The sequence below is a fragment of the Cupriavidus gilardii genome (genome assembly GCF_017598945.1).
Classification (GTDB): domain Bacteria; phylum Pseudomonadota; class Gammaproteobacteria; order Burkholderiales; family Burkholderiaceae; genus Cupriavidus; species Cupriavidus gilardii_E.
The window spans coordinates 1-17,133 of the sequence record NZ_JAGFTW010000050.1 but is presented as its reverse complement, the minus strand read 5'-3'; the positions used below and the strand labels follow the sequence as shown (position 1 = coordinate 17,133).

Annotated in this window: 16 protein-coding genes; 2 read left to right on the top strand and 14 right to left on the bottom strand. The window is 67.8% G+C overall.

The window, feature by feature from the left end; translation table 11 throughout:
* Positions 1 to 13: 13 nt before the first annotated feature.
* The 6 genes from J5T34_RS18390 to J5T34_RS18365 all read right to left on the bottom strand — a co-directional run bounded on the left by J5T34_RS18390 (position 14) and on the right by J5T34_RS18365 (position 5,260).
* Positions 14 to 1,429 (bottom strand): type II and III secretion system protein family protein, encoded by a 1,416-nt coding sequence (locus tag J5T34_RS18390; protein ID WP_208581555.1) that lies wholly within the window; start codon positions 1,427 to 1,429, stop codon positions 14 to 16.
* Positions 1,430 to 1,505: 76 nt separating this feature from the next.
* Positions 1,506 to 2,453 carry a Flp pilus assembly protein CpaB gene (gene cpaB / locus J5T34_RS18385; protein WP_208581553.1) on the bottom strand — a complete coding sequence of 316 codons (948 nt, stop codon included), beginning with the start codon at positions 2,451 to 2,453 and terminating at the stop codon, positions 1,506 to 1,508.
* 82 nt (positions 2,454 to 2,535) lie between these two features.
* Entirely contained in the window at positions 2,536 to 2,958 is a 423-nt protein-coding gene (locus J5T34_RS18380) for a TadE/TadG family type IV pilus assembly protein (protein WP_208581551.1), read from the bottom strand.
* Between the two features lie 103 nt (positions 2,959 to 3,061).
* Entirely contained in the window at positions 3,062 to 3,565 is a 504-nt protein-coding gene (locus J5T34_RS18375; RefSeq protein WP_347880669.1) for an A24 family peptidase, read from the bottom strand.
* Positions 3,566 to 3,603: 38 nt separating this feature from the next.
* On the bottom strand, positions 3,604 to 3,792 hold the full coding sequence (locus tag J5T34_RS18370) for a Flp family type IVb pilin (RefSeq protein ID WP_174105007.1): 189 nt from the start codon (positions 3,790 to 3,792) through the stop codon (positions 3,604 to 3,606).
* A gap of 358 nt (positions 3,793 to 4,150) precedes the next feature.
* Positions 4,151 to 5,260, bottom strand: a complete 1,110-nt coding sequence (locus J5T34_RS18365) for a collagen-like triple helix repeat-containing protein (protein ID WP_208581549.1) — start codon at positions 5,258 to 5,260, stop codon at positions 4,151 to 4,153.
* Positions 5,261 to 5,886: 626 nt separating this feature from the next.
* Here J5T34_RS18365 and J5T34_RS18360 point away from each other — a divergent pair.
* Positions 5,887 to 7,539, top strand: coding sequence for a collagen-like triple helix repeat-containing protein (locus tag J5T34_RS18360; protein WP_432207683.1), 1,653 nt, complete (start codon positions 5,887 to 5,889; stop codon positions 7,537 to 7,539).
* 185 nt (positions 7,540 to 7,724) lie between these two features.
* The gene (locus J5T34_RS18355) at positions 7,725 to 9,404 is read left to right on the top strand and encodes a ShlB/FhaC/HecB family hemolysin secretion/activation protein (protein WP_208581547.1); all 1,680 of its coding nucleotides are present in this window, start codon (positions 7,725 to 7,727) and stop codon (positions 9,402 to 9,404) included.
* 57 nt (positions 9,405 to 9,461) lie between these two features.
* Here J5T34_RS18355 and J5T34_RS18350 read toward each other — a convergent pair whose 3' ends face one another.
* The 8 genes from J5T34_RS18350 to J5T34_RS18315 form a co-directional block, all read right to left on the bottom strand.
* Positions 9,462 to 9,851: a hypothetical protein gene (locus J5T34_RS18350; protein WP_208581545.1), complete on the bottom strand. Its 390-nt coding sequence runs from the start codon at positions 9,849 to 9,851 to the stop codon at positions 9,462 to 9,464.
* Positions 9,852 to 9,863: 12 nt separating this feature from the next.
* Positions 9,864 to 11,078: a BON domain-containing protein gene (locus J5T34_RS18345; RefSeq protein WP_244259048.1), complete on the bottom strand. Its 1,215-nt coding sequence runs from the start codon at positions 11,076 to 11,078 to the stop codon at positions 9,864 to 9,866.
* A gap of 539 nt (positions 11,079 to 11,617) precedes the next feature.
* Positions 11,618 to 12,628: a class I SAM-dependent methyltransferase gene (locus tag J5T34_RS18340; RefSeq protein WP_244259047.1), complete on the bottom strand. Its 1,011-nt coding sequence runs from the start codon at positions 12,626 to 12,628 to the stop codon at positions 11,618 to 11,620.
* A 565-nt stretch (positions 12,629 to 13,193) separates the two neighbouring features.
* Positions 13,194 to 13,529 (bottom strand): hypothetical protein, encoded by a 336-nt coding sequence (locus J5T34_RS18335; protein WP_208581543.1) that lies wholly within the window; start codon positions 13,527 to 13,529, stop codon positions 13,194 to 13,196.
* Between the two features lie 104 nt (positions 13,530 to 13,633).
* Entirely contained in the window at positions 13,634 to 14,164 is a 531-nt protein-coding gene (locus tag J5T34_RS18330; protein ID WP_208581541.1) for a DUF4142 domain-containing protein, read from the bottom strand.
* A gap of 321 nt (positions 14,165 to 14,485) precedes the next feature.
* Positions 14,486 to 14,929: a hypothetical protein gene (locus J5T34_RS18325; RefSeq protein ID WP_208581539.1), complete on the bottom strand. Its 444-nt coding sequence runs from the start codon at positions 14,927 to 14,929 to the stop codon at positions 14,486 to 14,488.
* A 58-nt stretch (positions 14,930 to 14,987) separates the two neighbouring features.
* Positions 14,988 to 16,136: a zinc-dependent alcohol dehydrogenase gene (locus J5T34_RS18320; RefSeq protein WP_208581538.1), complete on the bottom strand. Its 1,149-nt coding sequence runs from the start codon at positions 16,134 to 16,136 to the stop codon at positions 14,988 to 14,990.
* A 136-nt stretch (positions 16,137 to 16,272) separates the two neighbouring features.
* Positions 16,273 to 16,833 (bottom strand): RNA polymerase factor sigma-70, encoded by a 561-nt coding sequence (locus tag J5T34_RS18315; protein ID WP_149319882.1) that lies wholly within the window; start codon positions 16,831 to 16,833, stop codon positions 16,273 to 16,275.
* Positions 16,834 to 17,133 lie beyond the last annotated feature (300 nt).

The window sequence follows — 17,133 nt, the reverse complement described above, 5'->3', positions numbered from 1 at the left end:
TCCATGCCTTCCTCTACCTCGAAAAGCCCGGCAGGGCCGGATCGACGAACTGGCCGCCGAGGAACTTGCCCCAGACCGGCGGATTGGCGGAGGTGCGGCCATCGGCCCCCACCCCTGCCGCCGCACTGGATCCCTTCGCCAGCGGCCGCACCAGATGCGGCGTGACGATGATCACCAGCTCGCGGTCTTCCTGGTGGAAGTTCAGATTCTTGAAGAAGGCGCCGATCAGCGGCAGGTCGCCGAGCACGGGCACCTTGTCGATATTGCTGACCGTATTGCGGCTGACCAGGCCGCCGATCACGAAGCTCTCGCCATCGCCCAGTTCGACCGTGGTATCGGCGCGGCGCGTGACGATGGCCGGGATCGTCGCGCCGTTCATCACGATGCCGCGCGAAGGGTCGAGATCGCTGGCTTCGGGCGCGACCTTCAGCGCGATGCGGTCGGGCGACAGCACGGTGGGCGTGACGGTCAGCCCGATACCGAACTGCTTGTAGTGGATCGTGGTGGTGCCCAGCGCCTGCGGTACCGGAATCGGAATCTCGCCGCCGGCGAGGAAGCTGGCGCTCTGCCCGGACAGCGCCACCAGGCTCGGCTCGGCCAGGATGCGCGCCATGCCGTTGCCTTCCAGCAGGCTCAGGTTGGCGAAGATGCCGTGGCTCATCGATGCCGCGACCAGGTTGAAGGCGCTGCTGATCGGCGCGGTCGATTCGGTGGCAAGACCGCCGCCGGTGTTGCTGCCGCCGGGGCGCGGCGTGAAGGTGGCCCGGGTCAGCGTCGAGGGCGAGAAGCTGCCGAACGCGAAGCCCGAACGGTTCCGATAGAAATTGAAGCCCGCCTGCTTCAGCACGTTCTTGCTGATCTCGACCACGCGCACGTCGACCTGCACGGTGCCGGTGACCGGTACGGTGGAACGGTCGAGCACCGGCCCGTTGCCCACCGCCGCGCGCGCCGCCTGCTGCGCGCCGGCTGCAGCCGCCGCATCGGCGGACTGGCCGCGGATGATGGCGCCCTGCCCTGCGACGTCGATCCGCGCGCCGTCGCCGTCGGAGGCCATCGCGTCGACCTGCACCGTGTAGCGGATCGGCGCTTCGCCGGACGGCCACACCATCAGATCGGTGTTGCCGGGCTTGCGCGCGACCAGCAGCACGGCGGTGCTGGCGCCGCGCGATTTGAGCAGCAGCGCGTCGGCGACGTCGGGGTTGCCGATGGCGATGCGTTCCAGCTGGCGGCCGATACGGATTTCGCGCTGCGCACCGACGGCGAGCGTCACGCGTTGCGCCGGTCGTTGTGCCAGCGGCTCGGCCTGCTCGCGGGTCTGGTCCCGCGATACCGACGGCTGCGCGGCCAGCGGCGCGGCGCAGAGCAGGCTAGTCGTCAGCAGCAGCGCGGTCAGCGCGCGCGGCTGGCGCAGCCGGTGAAAAGACTTCATGTGAGCAGGCAGATCGGGAGTGGCGAGGAATCGGGATCGACGCGCCGTCGGCAGCAGGAAGGTCATCGTCGTGTCCCTATTCGATGACGCGCTTGCCGGCGCGGATCACTTCGACGCCGGCAGGCGCAGCGACCGCAGCGGGCCTGGCCTGCGCCATCTGCGGTTGCGGCTCCGGGCGGGCGGCGGGCGCGCGCGGCCTGGCGGCGCCGCCGGCCAGTCCTGCCAGCGCAACGCCGGCCGCGGCGCGGTCGGCCGGCTCGAGCGCATCGGCGCTGGCCAGGCCGCCGCCCCGCGTGGCCACGGCAGGCGCAGGTTCCGTGAACAGCGTCTCGCTCGGCATGCCGCCATCGTGCGGATTGCGCAGCGCCAGCACCAGACGGCCCGCCTGCTGCGCCATCGTCAGCTTGCTGACCTGCGCCAGCGGCACCGTCAGCACCGCGGTCTTGGCGCCCTCGCGCCGGTTCATCATCTGATCGGGGGCGGCCGCACGCGTGTCGTTGACCGCCTGCGCGCCATAGGCCAATACGCGCAGCCTGGACAGCAGCAGACGCGCCTGGCTGCCGTCGATCTCCTGGTTGTCGCGCCGAAGCACGAGGAAGACATCGACCAGATCGCCGGGGCGTACGCGATGGCCCACGCCGATCACTTCGTCGACGGCGATCGCGACCGCCCGCTCGCCTTCGGGCACCTGCGAGGCAAGGCCGCCGGCCAGCTGGCTCTCCAGCACGGGCACGTTGGCCCCCAGCGCGACCTGCGGAATCTGGCCCACCACCGCGTCGACGGTGTCATAGCCGCCCGCCGGATCGATCGGCAGCATCTCGACCTTCAGCGCATCGGCGCTCAGGGGCTTGCCGGCTTCGACCGCCTTGGTCGTGACCACGACCGCGTGCATCGCGGCAGGGGACGAGGACGGCTGCGCCGGCGGCCTGGCGGTCCTGCGGCCGACCTGCCAGGCCAGCAGCGCCAGCAGCGCGGCCAGGGCCAGCAGCACGATGGCGACGATTCGGATTTGTTTGCTGGTCATCATGCAGTCCTGTTGCGCGGCGCGTCCGTGGCGGTCGATATCAGAGGCAGAGGCAGAGGCAGGGGCCGGGGCATGGCGCGGCTCAGATGTCCGGCGCCAGCTGCGCGACGGCGGTGCCCATCAGCGTGTCGGGCATCGGCACGAACGGCACGCGCGGCAGGATATTGGTGGCAGGCAGGCGCAGCGTCACGCTGACGCAGACGGCGTTGGCCGGCGCGGCACAGTCGGTGGCGGACGCGATGTCGCCACGGGAGGCGAGCTTCGACTGGATGGTCGCAGGCAACGTGGCCAGCGCGGTATTGGCCGCCGCTGCGACGCGCAGGTCCCGGGTCGCGGCAAGGCTGCCATCGGGCGCGCCGCTGGGATAGCGCAACGCCGCCCGCGCGCCTTCGGCCGCGGCAAGCGTCAGCATCTGCTCGAGCGCCAGGATCATGCCGTAATAGACGATCCCAAGCAGCAGAGCGAGCAGCACCGGCAATACCACCGCAAACTCGAGCGCAGCCATTCCCCGCTCGCGGCCATGCCGGTGAACGATCCCCCTTCGCCCCAGTTTCATAGACAAATCCGGTTGCTTTATCTTTGCGCCAACCGGTGGCGCATTCCGCTCTTCAGGAATGGCCCTGACCGACCGATATCCATAGCAGCACACCCACGGCGAGATAAGCGGCATAAGGAATGCCGCGCGACTGGTCGGTCATGGCAGCAAACCAGCGCATGCGCCGTGGCCATTGGCCCACCGCGGCGATGACGCCGCCACGTGCCTCGGCATGGCGAAAGGCAAGAACGAGACAGGCATGAACGAATGCCAGCAGCGTCCCGGTCAGCCAGACCGGCAGCAGGCCCGACGGCCCGATGAACAGCCCCACCACGGCGAAGAACTTCACGTCGCCCGCCGCCATGCGGCCGAACAGATAAGCCGGCAGCATGATGGCAAAGCCCAACGCGAATCCGAGCACGCGCGCAGCCAGCGGCAACGAAGCATCGTCGTAGCCGAGCGCCGACACGAGAGCCCCCGCAATCAGCGCAAGCGCCAATGCGAGGTTCGGTACTTTGCGGTAATGAAGATCAGTCCAAAGGGTCGTCGCGCAGAGCAGCGCGACGATCAAAACCATGGATGGCGGTCGATAGCGGCGTGTCGCTGTACTTGTCGTCAGCCGCCCGCTGGGGTGACCAGGGCCAGTACCCTGGAGCCGATTGCCTGGAAGGTGCTGCTGAGATTGTTGCCCAGCGACTGCGCCCCTACGAAGATCCCCAGCGCGATGAGTCCTGCGATCAAGCCATATTCAATGGCCGTCGCCCCCCGTTCGTCCCGAATGAAACGCGAGAACCCCTGTTTCATGATGACCGCTCCTACTTTTATTGCTCGTTATCCCAACACTCTGGATACCGCGTCGATCCGCGCGATCGCCTGGCTCTAATGGCTTGGCTGACCTCGTGCAGCAGCATCCGTGTTCTTTTTATAAAGGAATTTTTTAATTTCAGCTACATCCGTTTGCAGTCTTGACAAAAGTTTTAAGTTGCCCGATTGACATAGCCCTTATTGTCCGATCGTCCATCAGGATTACTACCGATATCGAGCAGTCGGCGTACCCCCGGAATAAAAAAGGATGCGCAGCCGCGGGGATCGTCCGGCTGCGCACCGTCAAGCTGCCTGGCATGGCCCCCGGACTGGTGCCATGGCAGCGGTCCGCATCGCCTTAGCGCCCAAGCGCTCCCAGCGAGCCGACCAGGCCGGTCACGGGTGCCAGTAGCCCACCGACCGGTGCCAATACACCGCCGGTCTTGCCGCTGCCGGCACCCTTGTCAGAACCGCCGCCTGCCTGACCACCCGATTGGGTGAGAGGCAGACCGCCAAGCAGGCCGCCGAGCGGATTGCCCGCACCGTTGCCCGCATTCCCTTCACCGTGGACCAGCCCACCGGCCGCAGCCACGGTCTTGCCCACTTCCGTCACGACACCGCCCACCGGACCAATCACCGGCGCCTTGGTGGCGCTCAGATGCGTGCCGGTATGCGCGACCACACCGCCGACCTTGGTCAACAGGTTGTCGACCGGCGCGCCCAGGCGTGTCGTGGCGCCGAGCGCCTGCGTGGTATCGGTCAGCTTGCTGGTCAACGGCACGATCACCTTGCTGGTGTGGCCGGTCAGCTGGGCTACCGGGCCGGTCGACAGCTTGTCGCCCAGCTTCTCGCCCAATTGCTGCACGCCGCCGGCAACGTGATTGACCACCGCGCCCACCGGCGTGGTGACAGGCGACAGCACCTTCAGTTGATCCTTGCCCAGCGAGTTCACCAGATCGCCCGTGCTCGACAACGTATGGCCGGCTTGCGTAACGACATTGCCGGTGCTGGCGACGGTCACGCCGACCGGGTTGTCGACCGCGCCCATCTTGCCCAGACCATCGCGCACACCGGCGCCCAGGGCGGCGACCGCGTTGCCGGCATCGACCACGACCTGGCCGGTGGCATTGCCCGTCGCGTCGCTGACGATCGGCAGGTTGGCATCCTGGATCTGCTTGCCGATGTTCGAGATGGCATTGCCGGCCGCCGTCACCGTATTGCCGGCGCCTTCGGCGACCTGACCCGTCGGCGTAGTCGGCTTCGACGTGGTCGGCGGCGGCGTACCGCCACCGCCATCGTCGCCACCGCCGCCGCCGCCACCGCCACCACCCGGGGGAGGCGTCGTCGCAGGCGGCCGCGTGCCGCTACCCGAGCCGCTCGACGAGCAGCCCGCCATCATCCCCAGTACGCATGCGCACGCCAGCGCCATCATCACCGGCGCGCGTCGCGTCGAATTCGTCCGCTTCATTGTGTTTCTCCTTGTGGATCGGACCGGTGCGGGACGCTGACCTGTCCCGTGGTACCGGCGGTCCCCGTGCAGCGGGGACTCGACGCCTTGGTCCGCAAAGCGCGTGCCATGAGGAGAAACGATGCCGATCACGCCGACTGCGCCGTCCCGCGCATCGCCTGCAAAGCCTTGCGTGGCGCAGACTTACGACCGAGACCGGCGCATCGATGCGAGACGATGCGAGCAGGCTTTGCCGGGCTTCGCGGCGTTACGTGCTACGTAACGTGTTACGGGACCCATCGCCACACGCCGCCCCCGGCGGACATCGCGTCGGCGCGCGTCCAAGCCCTTGGTACGCGCCCGTCGATGTTCCGCCGATGCCGTAGCGCGTTACGTAACGCGTAACGCCGCCACACGCGCCGCGCATGGCCTTGCGCGCTCTTCCGACAGCATTCCCCATGGCCCGGAAACCCTTGCCACGCAAGGCTTTGCGGCAAGCCAACGAACTTCCTCATGCGCGTTGCGCAGGGCCCAGCCACCAGTGGCACACCGCTTGCGCTTAAGACACCAGCACGGCGGCGCAACGCGTCCAGTGCCTTTCAACTCGGGAACGTCAAACACGAGAACACTTGTTGACCAGGGGATCCATGATGAAAAAGACCAAGACAACCTTGACTGCCACGGCGCTGATCAGCGCATTGCTGCTGCTCGGCGGCTGCGCGAGCGGCAGCGGCTCGACCTCGATGGGCACGGGCAGCAAGGGAGGCGGCACGGTCGGTGACACCAATGGCGGCACCGGCAGCCCGAACGGAGGTGGAACCGGTGGTGGCGGAAGCGGTGGCGGTGGTACTGACGGTGGCGGCGGTGGTGGCACCGGCGGCGGCGGTACCGGGGGCGGCGGTACTGGCGGCGGTACTGGTGGTGGTGGCGACGGCGGCGGTGGTACCGGCGGTGGTGGCGATGGTGGCGGCGGTGGTGGCAACAACGGCGGGGGTGGCGATGGTGGTGGCGGCGGTGGCAGCACGCCGGTACGCACCCCGACCGGAGAGATCGTCAACAAGACCGGCGACCTGGTCAGCAAGACGGGCGACCTCATCGGCGGCATCGGCGAACAACTTCAGAGCGGTATCAACCTGCCGGTGGTCTCCGACCAGACGCAGAACGGTGTCGGCGGCGCGATCGTGTCGGTCGGCAACGCGGTGGACTCGCTGGGCACCGGACTGAAGGATGGCCTGGGCAATATCCCGAACGCCGTCAATCCGATCGGCACCACCGTGGCCAGCACCGGCAACGTCGTGACCCATGTCGGCACCGCGGTCAGCCAGGTCGGCAGCGCGATCAGCGGCGTGGGTACCGGCCCGCTGTCGCCGCTCGGCGCGGTGACCTCGCCGGTCGGCGCGCTGGTCGACAAGGTCGGCACCGGCGTGCAGACGCTTGGCGGCACGGTGGGCACGGTGCTGTCGACCGGCCCCGTCGAGCAGCTGACCAGCGGCGTCAGCCGCGCGATCGTGCCGCTGACCTCGCAACTGACCAGCACCACGCAATCGCTGGGCGCGGCCACCGGTCTGGGCCAGCCCGTGAACAACCTGCTGACCGTGGTTGGCGGCACGGTGGCGCAACTCGGCGGCAAGCTGCAACAGACCAATACGCCGGTCGTCAGCGGGGTCGGTGGCGTGGTGACCGGTGCCGGCAACACCGTCGCAGCGCTGGGCGGCGCGGTCCATGCGCCGGGCGCGGCGCCGAGCGGTCCGCTGGCGCCGGTCGGCAATCTGGTCAGCGGTCTGACCGGTGGCCTCGCCGGCGGCGGCAACGGCGGCAACGGCGGCACGGGTCCGCTCGCGCCGGTGACCAACCTGGTCAGCGGCCTGACCGGCGGTCTGGCAGGCGGCAATAACGGCGGCAACGGCGGCGGCCCGCTGGCCCCGGTGACCAATCTGGTCGGGGGCCTCACCGGTGGACTCACCGGCGGCAACAACGGCGGTACCGGCAGCGGTCCGCTCGCTCCTGTGACCAATCTGGTTGGCGGCCTCACTGGTGGCCTGACCGGCGGCAACAACGGCGGCACCGGCAGCGGTCCGCTGGCACCGGTGACCAATCTGGTCGGCGGTGTGGTCGCGGGTGTTACCGGTGGATTGACCGGTGGCGGCACGGCACCGGCACCGGCCCCTGCCCCGGCTCCGGCGCCTGCTCCGGGCGGCACGGGCGGCGGCGCGACCACCGGCCCGGTGACCGGCGCGGTCGGCGGCATCGTCGGCGGTGTGCTGGGCACGGTCGGCGGTCTGCTCGGCGGTCGCCGTTGACACACCGCTTCCCACGATCGCGGCAGCTGTCGCGCATCGCGTAGTTCCACTTCGCAGTACAGCCGCGCAGTACAGCTGGTCTCCACTTCGGCATTCGACAAGCGCGCAGGCAGCGGCAGCCTGCGCGCCGGTGGAGATCCGGCTTCCACAGCCGCACTTAGTTTGATTGTGAAAGGGGATTGACCATGTCGCGCACGCACACTCGCGTCGCCATGCTGCTGCTCGGCCTCGGTGCCTGGCATGGCGGCATGCATCCAGTTCTGGCCGCCGATCCGCGCAGCCCGGTCCAGGGAGACCCGACGCAAACGCTACCCAAGATTGCGCCGCCCAAGCCCACCGGGGAAGTCAAGGTCCAGGTCGAACGTCCGGACCCGGCCATGCAGAACCTGCTGTCGGCGAAGCTGACGCCGACGCGCTTCCAGATCGAGGGCGTCAAGACGCTGCCCTTCGACCAGATCGCCGGCAAGTTCAAGCCGCTGGCCGGCAAGGAAATCACCGTCGCCGAACTGCTGCAGGCCGCCAACGCGGTCACCGAGATGTACCAGCAGCACGGCTATCCGCTGTCGTTCGCCTTCGTGCCCGCGCAGTCCTTCGAGAACGGCAATGTGCTGATCACCGTGGTCGAAGGCTATGTCGCCCGCGTGACCATTCGCGGCAATCCGGGACCGCTGGAGAACCGGCTGCGCGCGATCGCCGAACGGCTGAAGGAAGAACGGCCGCTGACGCGCGCCAGCTTCGACCGCTATTCCAGCGTGCTGGGATTGCAGCCCGGCGTGCAGGTCGGCGCGACGGTGCAGCCGCCGACCACCACCGACGGTGCCAGCGAAATGGTGCTCGACGTCAAGCGCAAGCCGATCGCCTTCGGCACCGGCGTCGACTACATGTCGCCAGGCGTGCGGGCGATTGCAACGGCAACTGCCAGCGGCCTGACACCGCTGGGCGAGCAGCTGACCGTCTCGGCGCTGTTCCCGAAGGGACGCGACGACGAGGAATACTACGCGCTCGGCTACGCGCAGCCGATCGGCACCGAAGGGCTGATCGCCCGCGTCAACGCATCGCACTATCGCGGCGTGCCGCAGAACGCCACGCTCGAGCAGATCGGCTTCAACCGCCGCTACGTCAACGACAGCAAGCGGCTCGGCGCGAGCCTGAGCTATCCGCTGTTGCTCAGCGCACGGCACTCGCTGACCCTGAGCGGCGGCCTCTACGGTACCGACCAGTTCGAGCGCTATACGCAGGCCGGCACCGATCGCTCGGTAGCGATCGGCACCAATGTGCGGGTCGTCAATGCGGAGCTGGCCTATGTCCAGCGCAAGGAAGGCGTCTCGCGCAGCGCCACGCTTGGCCTGTACAAGGGTGTGGACGCGCTCGGCGCACGCCGCGAGAACAATGCCAACGATCTGAGCTTCCTGCGCACGCGGCTGCTGCTGTCACAGGCCGCCGACCTGCCGTTCGGCTTCGGCATGGCGGTGTCCGCGGCGGGCCAATACAGCAGCGACCGGCTGGCCTCGAGCGAGCAGATCAGTTTTGGCGGGCGCTTCTTCGGGCTGGGTTATCCCGCCGGTGAAGTGGCGGGCGACAAGGGCTGGGCCGCATCGGCCGAGATCAGCCGGCTGTTCGGCATGGACATGACCTATCTGAAGACGCTGCAGCCGTATGTGATGGCGGACGTCGCGCGGGTCTATTCGAACAGCTACTCGCTGACGCACCGCTCGCTGTCGTCGGTGGCGCTCGGCGTGCGCTTCTCGGATCGGCGCTATTACACGCTGGACCTGTCGCTGGCCCAACCGGTCGGCGACAAGCCGATCAATGCGGATCGCCGCTCGCCGCGCATCAACGCGAGCTGGTCGTATCAGTTCGATTGAAGGTCTGGACGTTCGTCGTCCCCGCGTGCGCGGGGACGACGGCGGTGAGACTACGCCCTACTCGGTGTCGCGCCGCGGCGGGCGCTCTTCCCGCCGGTCGGTCTGGTCGGCGCGATCGGCCGGCGTATCCGGGGCAATGCCCTCTGCGGCATCCTCGATGCGCTCGCCGATCTGCTCCTCGGGCAACAACGCCTCGGTCCGATTGTCGTGCGGATAGTCCTGTTCCTGTTCGGGCAGGCCCTCCAGGTTCATATCCGAGTCGATCGGCTCGATGTCCGTATCGGGATCGAGCGAGCTTGGAATCGCGCGCGCTTCTTCCCTGACCTCCTGTTCGCGCTGCGCTTCGGCGCTCGACGTTGCGTTGTCGTTGCCGCCATCGTCGCGGGCGCGCAGCTTGTCGCGATCGAGATCCTGGTCGCCGCGCTTGCCATCGGTGTTCCGGTTCATCGTCCTCTCCTGTCAAGTCGCGTGCTTGCCCGGCGTCGTGGTGCCGCCGTACGGATCGGTGCCTTTGGGCACTTCGCCGGCGCCGACTTCCATGCCGCCGAGATAGCTGCTTGCGGTGCTGCCGGTGGCGGTGCCCGATGCGCTGATGCCGCTGACACGCCGGTCCTCCGAGCCGGAGCCGCCGGAACGCTGTTCGACCTGGCCGCCTTCGCGCTGCACGCGAATCTGGTTGTGGACCTCGCGCACGCCGAAGATGTCGTCGGCGATGTCCTCGATGCAGTATTTCTGGCGGCGGTCGCGCACTGCGCCGGTCAGCGTGACCACGCCTTCGCTGACCTGCACCTCGACGTCCTGCACTTCGAGCCGGTCATCGTGTGCGAGGCGCTCGCACAGATCCTCGCGAATCCGTTCGTCGCTGCGCTGATAGCCCTTGGGCGAGACCCGGCGTCCGGGACCGCTGCCACTGCCCGAGCCCTGCCCCCAATTCACGCGCTGCGGCGCGCCGCTGAAACGCTCGTAGGCTTCGTCGCGGCCGTGCGATTGCCGTTGGCCGCCCGCGCTCCAGTCGTCGCCGGGCCAGCCCGAGGGGCGGCCGCCGCGTCCCGGGCGCTCGCTTTCCGGGAAGCGCCCGCCTTCGTCCATCCAGCGCGCGCTGGCCTGCCGCCGGCCCGCATTGCCGCCGCCCTCGTCGGGCCACGACGGCGCATCGAGCCGGTCCGCATCCGAGATGCCATAGGCCTGGGCAAGATTGGCGCGAGTCCGCGGGTCGTCGGGCTCGTAGCGGTCGCGCCAGGGCGTGCGCGATTCGTCGGGCCATGGGCCGCCGCGCTGCCCGCGCGAGAGCCGGTCATCGGTCAGATCGCCGCGGCGCCGCTCCCCGCGGCCAGACAGCCCGCGGTCGCCGCGCATCACCTCGCCGGTCGACGGATAGGTGCCGTACGGATTGTCGCCAACGGGCTCTTCGTAGCCGCGGCCGTATCGCCCCTCGCCGAAGCGGCCTGCGCCATAGCCCTGGTCGGCATGGCGCGGCTCCGCGAAGGGATCGTCGCGGCCGCCACCGTATCTCGGCATGCCGGGCCGCCCGACGCCCCGTCCCTGACGGATTTCGTCCTCGGCGTATTCGGCATGACGGCCGCCCTGGCGCGAGCCGCGCTGGTCGAGCCGGTCTTCGGCGCTATACGGCTGGCGGTAATCCCATACGCGGCGGCTGGTGCTGCGTTCGTTCATCTCTGCCTCCGTTGGTAAGAGTTGCAAATGCGGTGGCGACGGACCGGCGCGAACCACGTGGCCGGCCCGGCTGGTATCGGTGGTGATACGTCGGTGACGCAATTTCCATTCCGTCGCCGAAGGCTGTGTGTGCTAGGCGACTTTCGCGCCAGGTGGCGGCGGATAGCCTGTCGCAACGCGGGATAGACTGACCGCTCGCCCGCGCTTGGCGCCTCTCCCGTCCCCGGTGGAGAGGCGCCCTTTCTCATGCCGTTTTCTGGTCTGGATCGGGCTGCGGGACGCGCGGGACCGCGGCGCCCTCAGGCGCCACAGTCATGCCTGCCGCGCGGCTGGCGCACATGGGCAGGCCGGGGCGAGCCGTATCGTCAATCACGCAAATAGCGTTCCCGCGCGGACATGGCCACGCGTTCGGCCAACCGGCAAAGAGCGGGATCGAAGGACTAAAGGGAAGGGATCGAACGCGGGAGCGGCAACGACGCCGCCACCTGCACGGCGGCGGCGCTAGGCGATCGGGGAGATCGCTAAAGGTGGAAGGTGAACTACAACGTGCGTCGGCGCGCGACGACGAACAGGCTCAGCGCAGCTTCCGCCGACCTCGGATCGATGCCGGACAGCCGCTGCGCCAACCGGATCTTCAACGGCGGCCGGCCCATCGCGCCATCCAGCACGTCCTTGCCGACATAGTGACTGTGCGGATAGATCGCGATGTCGAAGCCCAGCGGCCGCAGCGTCGTGTGGACCAGCTCGCGGGTGAGCCCATCGCCGGGCCGGTGATGGAGTTCGGTGGCCAGTGCCCAGATCTGTTCGTCGTCGGCCGCGGTATGGCCGCCGCGTCGAAGCCAGCGATAGATCGGCAAGCGCATGCGCCAGAGCAGCAAGGCCACGCCGCGGAAATTCCAGGCCGAGCGCTGCGGGTCATGGTCGAGGATCAGCAGGCCACCGGGACGGACCAGCCGCGAGGCCTCGACCAGCGCGCGGCGCATATCGTCCAGATGATGCAGCGACCCATTGATGGCGACCAGATCGGCGATGCCCGAGCGCAACGGCATATCGTGAGCATCGGCACGCAACGGCAGATAGCCCACGCCGGCCGCTCTCTCCAGGCTGCCCGGCGCGATGTCGACGCCGATCGCCACGCGCGGCTTGCCACCGAGCGCGGCCAGCAGATTGCCCGGACCGCAGCCGACATCGACCAGCACCTTGCCGTCGAGCGACCCGACCACCGCGAGCCACCGCTCTCGCAACTCCGGATAGCGATGCACACAGGCCAGCCAGTCGTCCATCCATTTCGGATGGCTGAAGTAATGCGCGTTGGCGCGCATGCCGGTGGTGAAGGCATCGATGCGTGCCTCGGGAAAGGCCCCGCCGCGAACCACGGCCCCGGGCTTCAGATATGGCTGCAATCGCTCCAGATAGCTGCCCTCTCGACAGTCCTGAGTCTGCGTGGCCGGGGTGCCATCGGGTCGTTCGCTATCGCGCCGCTGGACCGGTGGATCGGGTGGCTCGGCGCGCGTGGGTATGCATGGGTCGGAGAGCAGGGCGTCGTTCATGTTGGATCCCGGGGTAGAAGCGCCGGCGCGGCCGCGACCACGGCCGACACCAGGCGAAAGACGCAAAGGGCCGACCAGCCGCACGCCGTCACCGGCGCGATGCCGTTCCGTTCCAAAGCGCTGCGTATCGGCAGGCCGGACCCGCCCGGTGCGTGCCGGACGGTTTGCCTGACCTCCTGGATATGACATCGACGTGACCGGCCGCCATCATGCTTCGGCGGGCCAGCCCCAGACCCCGTGGACTGGCGTTGCCTCGCGTCCGCCCTCCCCCACGGCTCAGACGCGATTGCCTTGGCATGCCGGTGTACCGCCACGGTGGAGTTGTCGCGGCGGCGACATGCAAAGACGGCCAGCATGTCAGCGTTGACAAACCCACGAAGGCAATCTAGCTAGCGTTTGCTGCGCTCGCAAATAAAAAATTGTTTGCCTATGTGCGCGAGCCAACATTTCCCTCCATGCGGCTAATTGCGGACGCAGCAAAAAACGCGGCGCCCGCATGGGGCGCCGTCAACTGACAAGGAAAGGGACGATCGGACGATGTCGTCGGGCAGCGGCCCGTTACCGCTTACCGCGCCTGCGCCGGCGAAGCGGGATAACCGTAGCTCTCCGCCGCCGAGGCGCTGCGGCCGTTGCCGCGATTCGATTTGCTGGCCTCGCCGCGCTTGCTGGTGCCGGTGCCCTTGGTGGCGTCGTGCTGACGGGAGCCGCCGTGCGCGCCATGGTCCGTCGTCGAGCCGCCGCTGGGCCCCTGCACCGGCCGAGTGGGCGAGACATCCGAGGCGGCCGTGCCGGGCGCCTTGTCGGCGCCGGGCGGCGTTCCGGTGGCGGGCGTCGCCGTCGGTTGCGACATCACGGCGCCCGACATCAGCGCCAGCATGGCAAAGGTTGCGAAACGTTTCATCTCTGTCTCCTGTGTTGTCGCAGGCGCGGGTGCGGACCGCGCATCGCGATCGATGAGATCGGGGCGATCGGCGCGATCCGGGCGATCGAGCCGATCCAGCTCATCTAACGGCGCGCCGACTTGGCCGGGGACTTTCCCACCTCGTTGGCCATCTTGTTGGCCATCTCGAGATGATGTTGCAGCGTCGGCAGCGTCTTGCCGGCGAATGCCTTGACGTCCGGATCGCGCGACTTGGTGGAGGCGTCGCGGAACAGGGCCACGGCCTTGTTGTGCGCCTTGACGCCGACCTCCTTTGCATACTCGCGGTCGAAGGTCGGCCCTTCGAGCGCACCGAGCGCCTCGAGGCGCTTCTTGTCGGCCGAGGGCAGTTCGGTCGGCAGTTCGACGCCCTTGTTCGAAGCCAGCGCCTTCAGCTCGCTGTCCGCGGCCTTGTGGTCCTTCAGCATCTGCGAAGCAAACGACTTCACCGTGTCGCTCGATGCCTTGCTTTCGGCCAGCGTGCTGGCCTCGATTTCCAGCATGCCGCTCTCGGCGGCCTTCTTCATGAAGTTGGTGTCGGTCTTGCCGACCTCGGCAAACGCCAGGTTCATCGAAGCCGCGGCGGCGACGAACAGCGCGGGACGAATCCATTGCATGGGTTTCAAGATGGGCCTCCGTCAGCCAGATCAGTGACAAGGGCCGTTGCGCAACTTCCGTGCCGAGCATGCCGGGGCCGCCGCGGTGTACGCCGCGAGGCATGCGGATGGCCGGATGGCGCATGCCTTCCGTTGCCGGCCCGGAATTTCTACATCGGCTCGTAAGGATTGCAGTACCGCGCCGGCAGGCGTCGTCCAATTCCTACAGGCGATTCAGGCCTCGCCTTCGTGAGCGGGCATGGCGCCGCACGTATCGTTAGGTAACGGGCATCGTGTGCCACCAACCGGTGTCTGTCCGGACGGGCCTGCCCGTTCTCACGTTCAATGGATGGAGCCAACGATGAAGCGAATCGTCACCACTACCGCGCTTGCGCTCTGCGCGGCGCTGAGCCTGCCAGCGGTCGCCCAGCAGGCGCCCCCAAGCAATAACGCGCCGAACCCCAGCGCGCCGCCGACCGAAGGCAATCCGCCCGCGAGCCGCAGCACGACGCCGTCGGCGACCGGCGGCAGCATGAGCGGCAGCAGCGACACCACGATGCAAGGCGGGTCCACCAGCTCGACCGGCTCGGCCATGACCGGCGGCGAGACCCGCGACAAGAAGAAGAGCGGGACCACGCATCGCAGCAAGAAGCCGCGCCAGCAGGGCATGCCCGACGCGGTAACGCCGGACTCGCCGTCGGCGCCGAAGGGCGATTCCCCCAGCCCCGCGACGAAGCAGTAAGACCGGCGCTCACCGAGCGCATGTCCCGGCAGGTCGGCACGCAAGGACATTGCGTGCCGGCTTTTTTTGCGCTGGTTTTTCTGGGAGCATCCCTGCCCCTGGTTACGGCTCCAGCTTGACCTTCATCCAGCCGGGCTGGCGCTGATCGAACGCCTCGTAAGCCTGCAGCGCTCCGGTCAGCGGCTCGGTCTGGGTCAACACTTCGGCGGGATCGATCACGCCGGCACGCACCAGGTCCACCAGCTCCGGCAGGATCGCGCGGTGGTTGCAGTTGCCCATCTTCAGCGTCAGGTTCTTGTTCATCGCCTTGCCGATCGGAAAGGTCTCGTGCGTCTCCGGATAGACGCCGATGATGGACAGCGTGCCGGCCTTGGCGAGTGCCTCGACCGACCACATCAGTACCTCCGACGGACCATCGCCCGGTTGCCACAACGAAGGCTGGCCGGTAGACCCATCACCATCCGCATGCCGGCGTTGCGCGTCGATGCCGACCGCATCGATCGCGCGATCGGCGCCGATGCCGCCGGTCAGGCGCAGGATCGCCTGCACCGGGTCCTCGCGATTGAAGTCGATCGCCTCGGCGCCCTGCGCCTGCGCCGCCTCGAGCCGCGACGGCACATGGTCGACCGCGAGAATGCGGGATGCGCCGAGCAGATGCGCCGACACGATCGCGAACTGTCCGACCGGTCCGCAGCCGAACACGACGACCGTATCGCCGCGCCGGATCTCCGCGAGCTGCGCGCCGAAATAGCCGGTCGGAAAAATGTCGGACATCAGAATGGCCTGATCGTCGCTGATTTCGTCGGGCAGCTTGATCGCGCCGATATTGGCAAAGGGAATGCGTGCGTACTCGGCCTGCAGGCCATGGAAAGGACCGGTACTCTGCGGTCCGCCGAAGAACGCCGTGCCCGCGCGCATGCCATTGGGATTGGCGTTATCGCACTGCGCGTGATAGCCGCTGCGGCAGTAGCTGCAGTAGCCGCAGGCGATCGTCGAAGGAATCACGACGCGGTCGCCCGGCCGCAGATTGTTGACGTCCTGTCCGACCTCGGTGACCACGCCGACGCCCTCGTGGCCGAGAATGGTGCCCGGCCGCATGCCGGGCATGGTGCCGCGAACCATATGCAGGTCGGTGCCGCATATGGCGCTGGCGGTCAGTTCGATCAATGCGTCGGTCGGCGCCTGCAGCACCGGATCGGACACATCGTCCAGGCGTATATCGCCGACTCCGTGGAATACGACAGCTTTCATCGCGCAACTCCGCAAGACTGGGTTGACGCGGTCCGACCCGCCGGACCGCAATGTCACGGCAGGACGCAAATTGCATTCCGGGAAGATGGGCGATCGAAGGCTTGCCGCTGTCGTTGCAGCGATGCGATGGTCGCGACTACGCGGCGCCGAACAGCGCGTCGCGGCAATGGGTCATGGCATCGCGGATCATGAAATTGACCAGGGTCGGAGAGACGCCGAGGATGACCGCGATCTCCTTCTGCGTCATCCCGCGAATCCGATACATCTCAAAGGCTTTCTGGGTACGCTCCGGGAGTTCGGCGAGCGCACCGGCGACCGTGCCGAGCGCTTCGCGGCCCAGCGTGATGGATTCCGGCGACAAGGCATCGCTGGCGACCAGCAGCCCATCTTCCTCGCAGGCGGCGTGCCGTTGTTCGAGCGCCGCGCGCCGGTGCCGGTCGATGGCGAGATTGCGCACCGTCTGGAACAGGTAGCCGACGGGTTGCCGGACCACGATGGCGCTCTCCTGGTCCATCAGCTTCAGGAAGGTGTCCTGCACGACGTCTTCGGCGCCGGCACGACAACCCAGGATGCGCGCCGCGGCATCGATCAGGGCCCGGCGATAGCTGAGAAAGGTACCGAACAGTTCCTGATTCATATGGCGCGGCTGGTGCGCCTCGACAGGCGTCCGGACCTCGTTGATCGGTTGCTCGGTCATTTCGTGCCCCCTCCCAGAAGAAACCGACGGACATGCTAACGCAAATGCGACTCATTCGCAATTATAGCGACATGCCCGCGCGATTCGAAAGAGGCAATGTGTAAAGGTTGGTGGCTGCGCGGTGGCTGCGCGGAGGACGTTGCCGGAGCCAGTTTTTTTCCCCTCTCCCGCAAGCTGTATGGACCGGGGACATGGGTAACAGGTGTGCCAGGACATGGGTAACACTTTTCCCGCCTAGTCAGCGGGAGGAAGAAGTTGCCCTGGAGCCAAACCACCGTGAAGCAGCAGAGGGAAGAATTT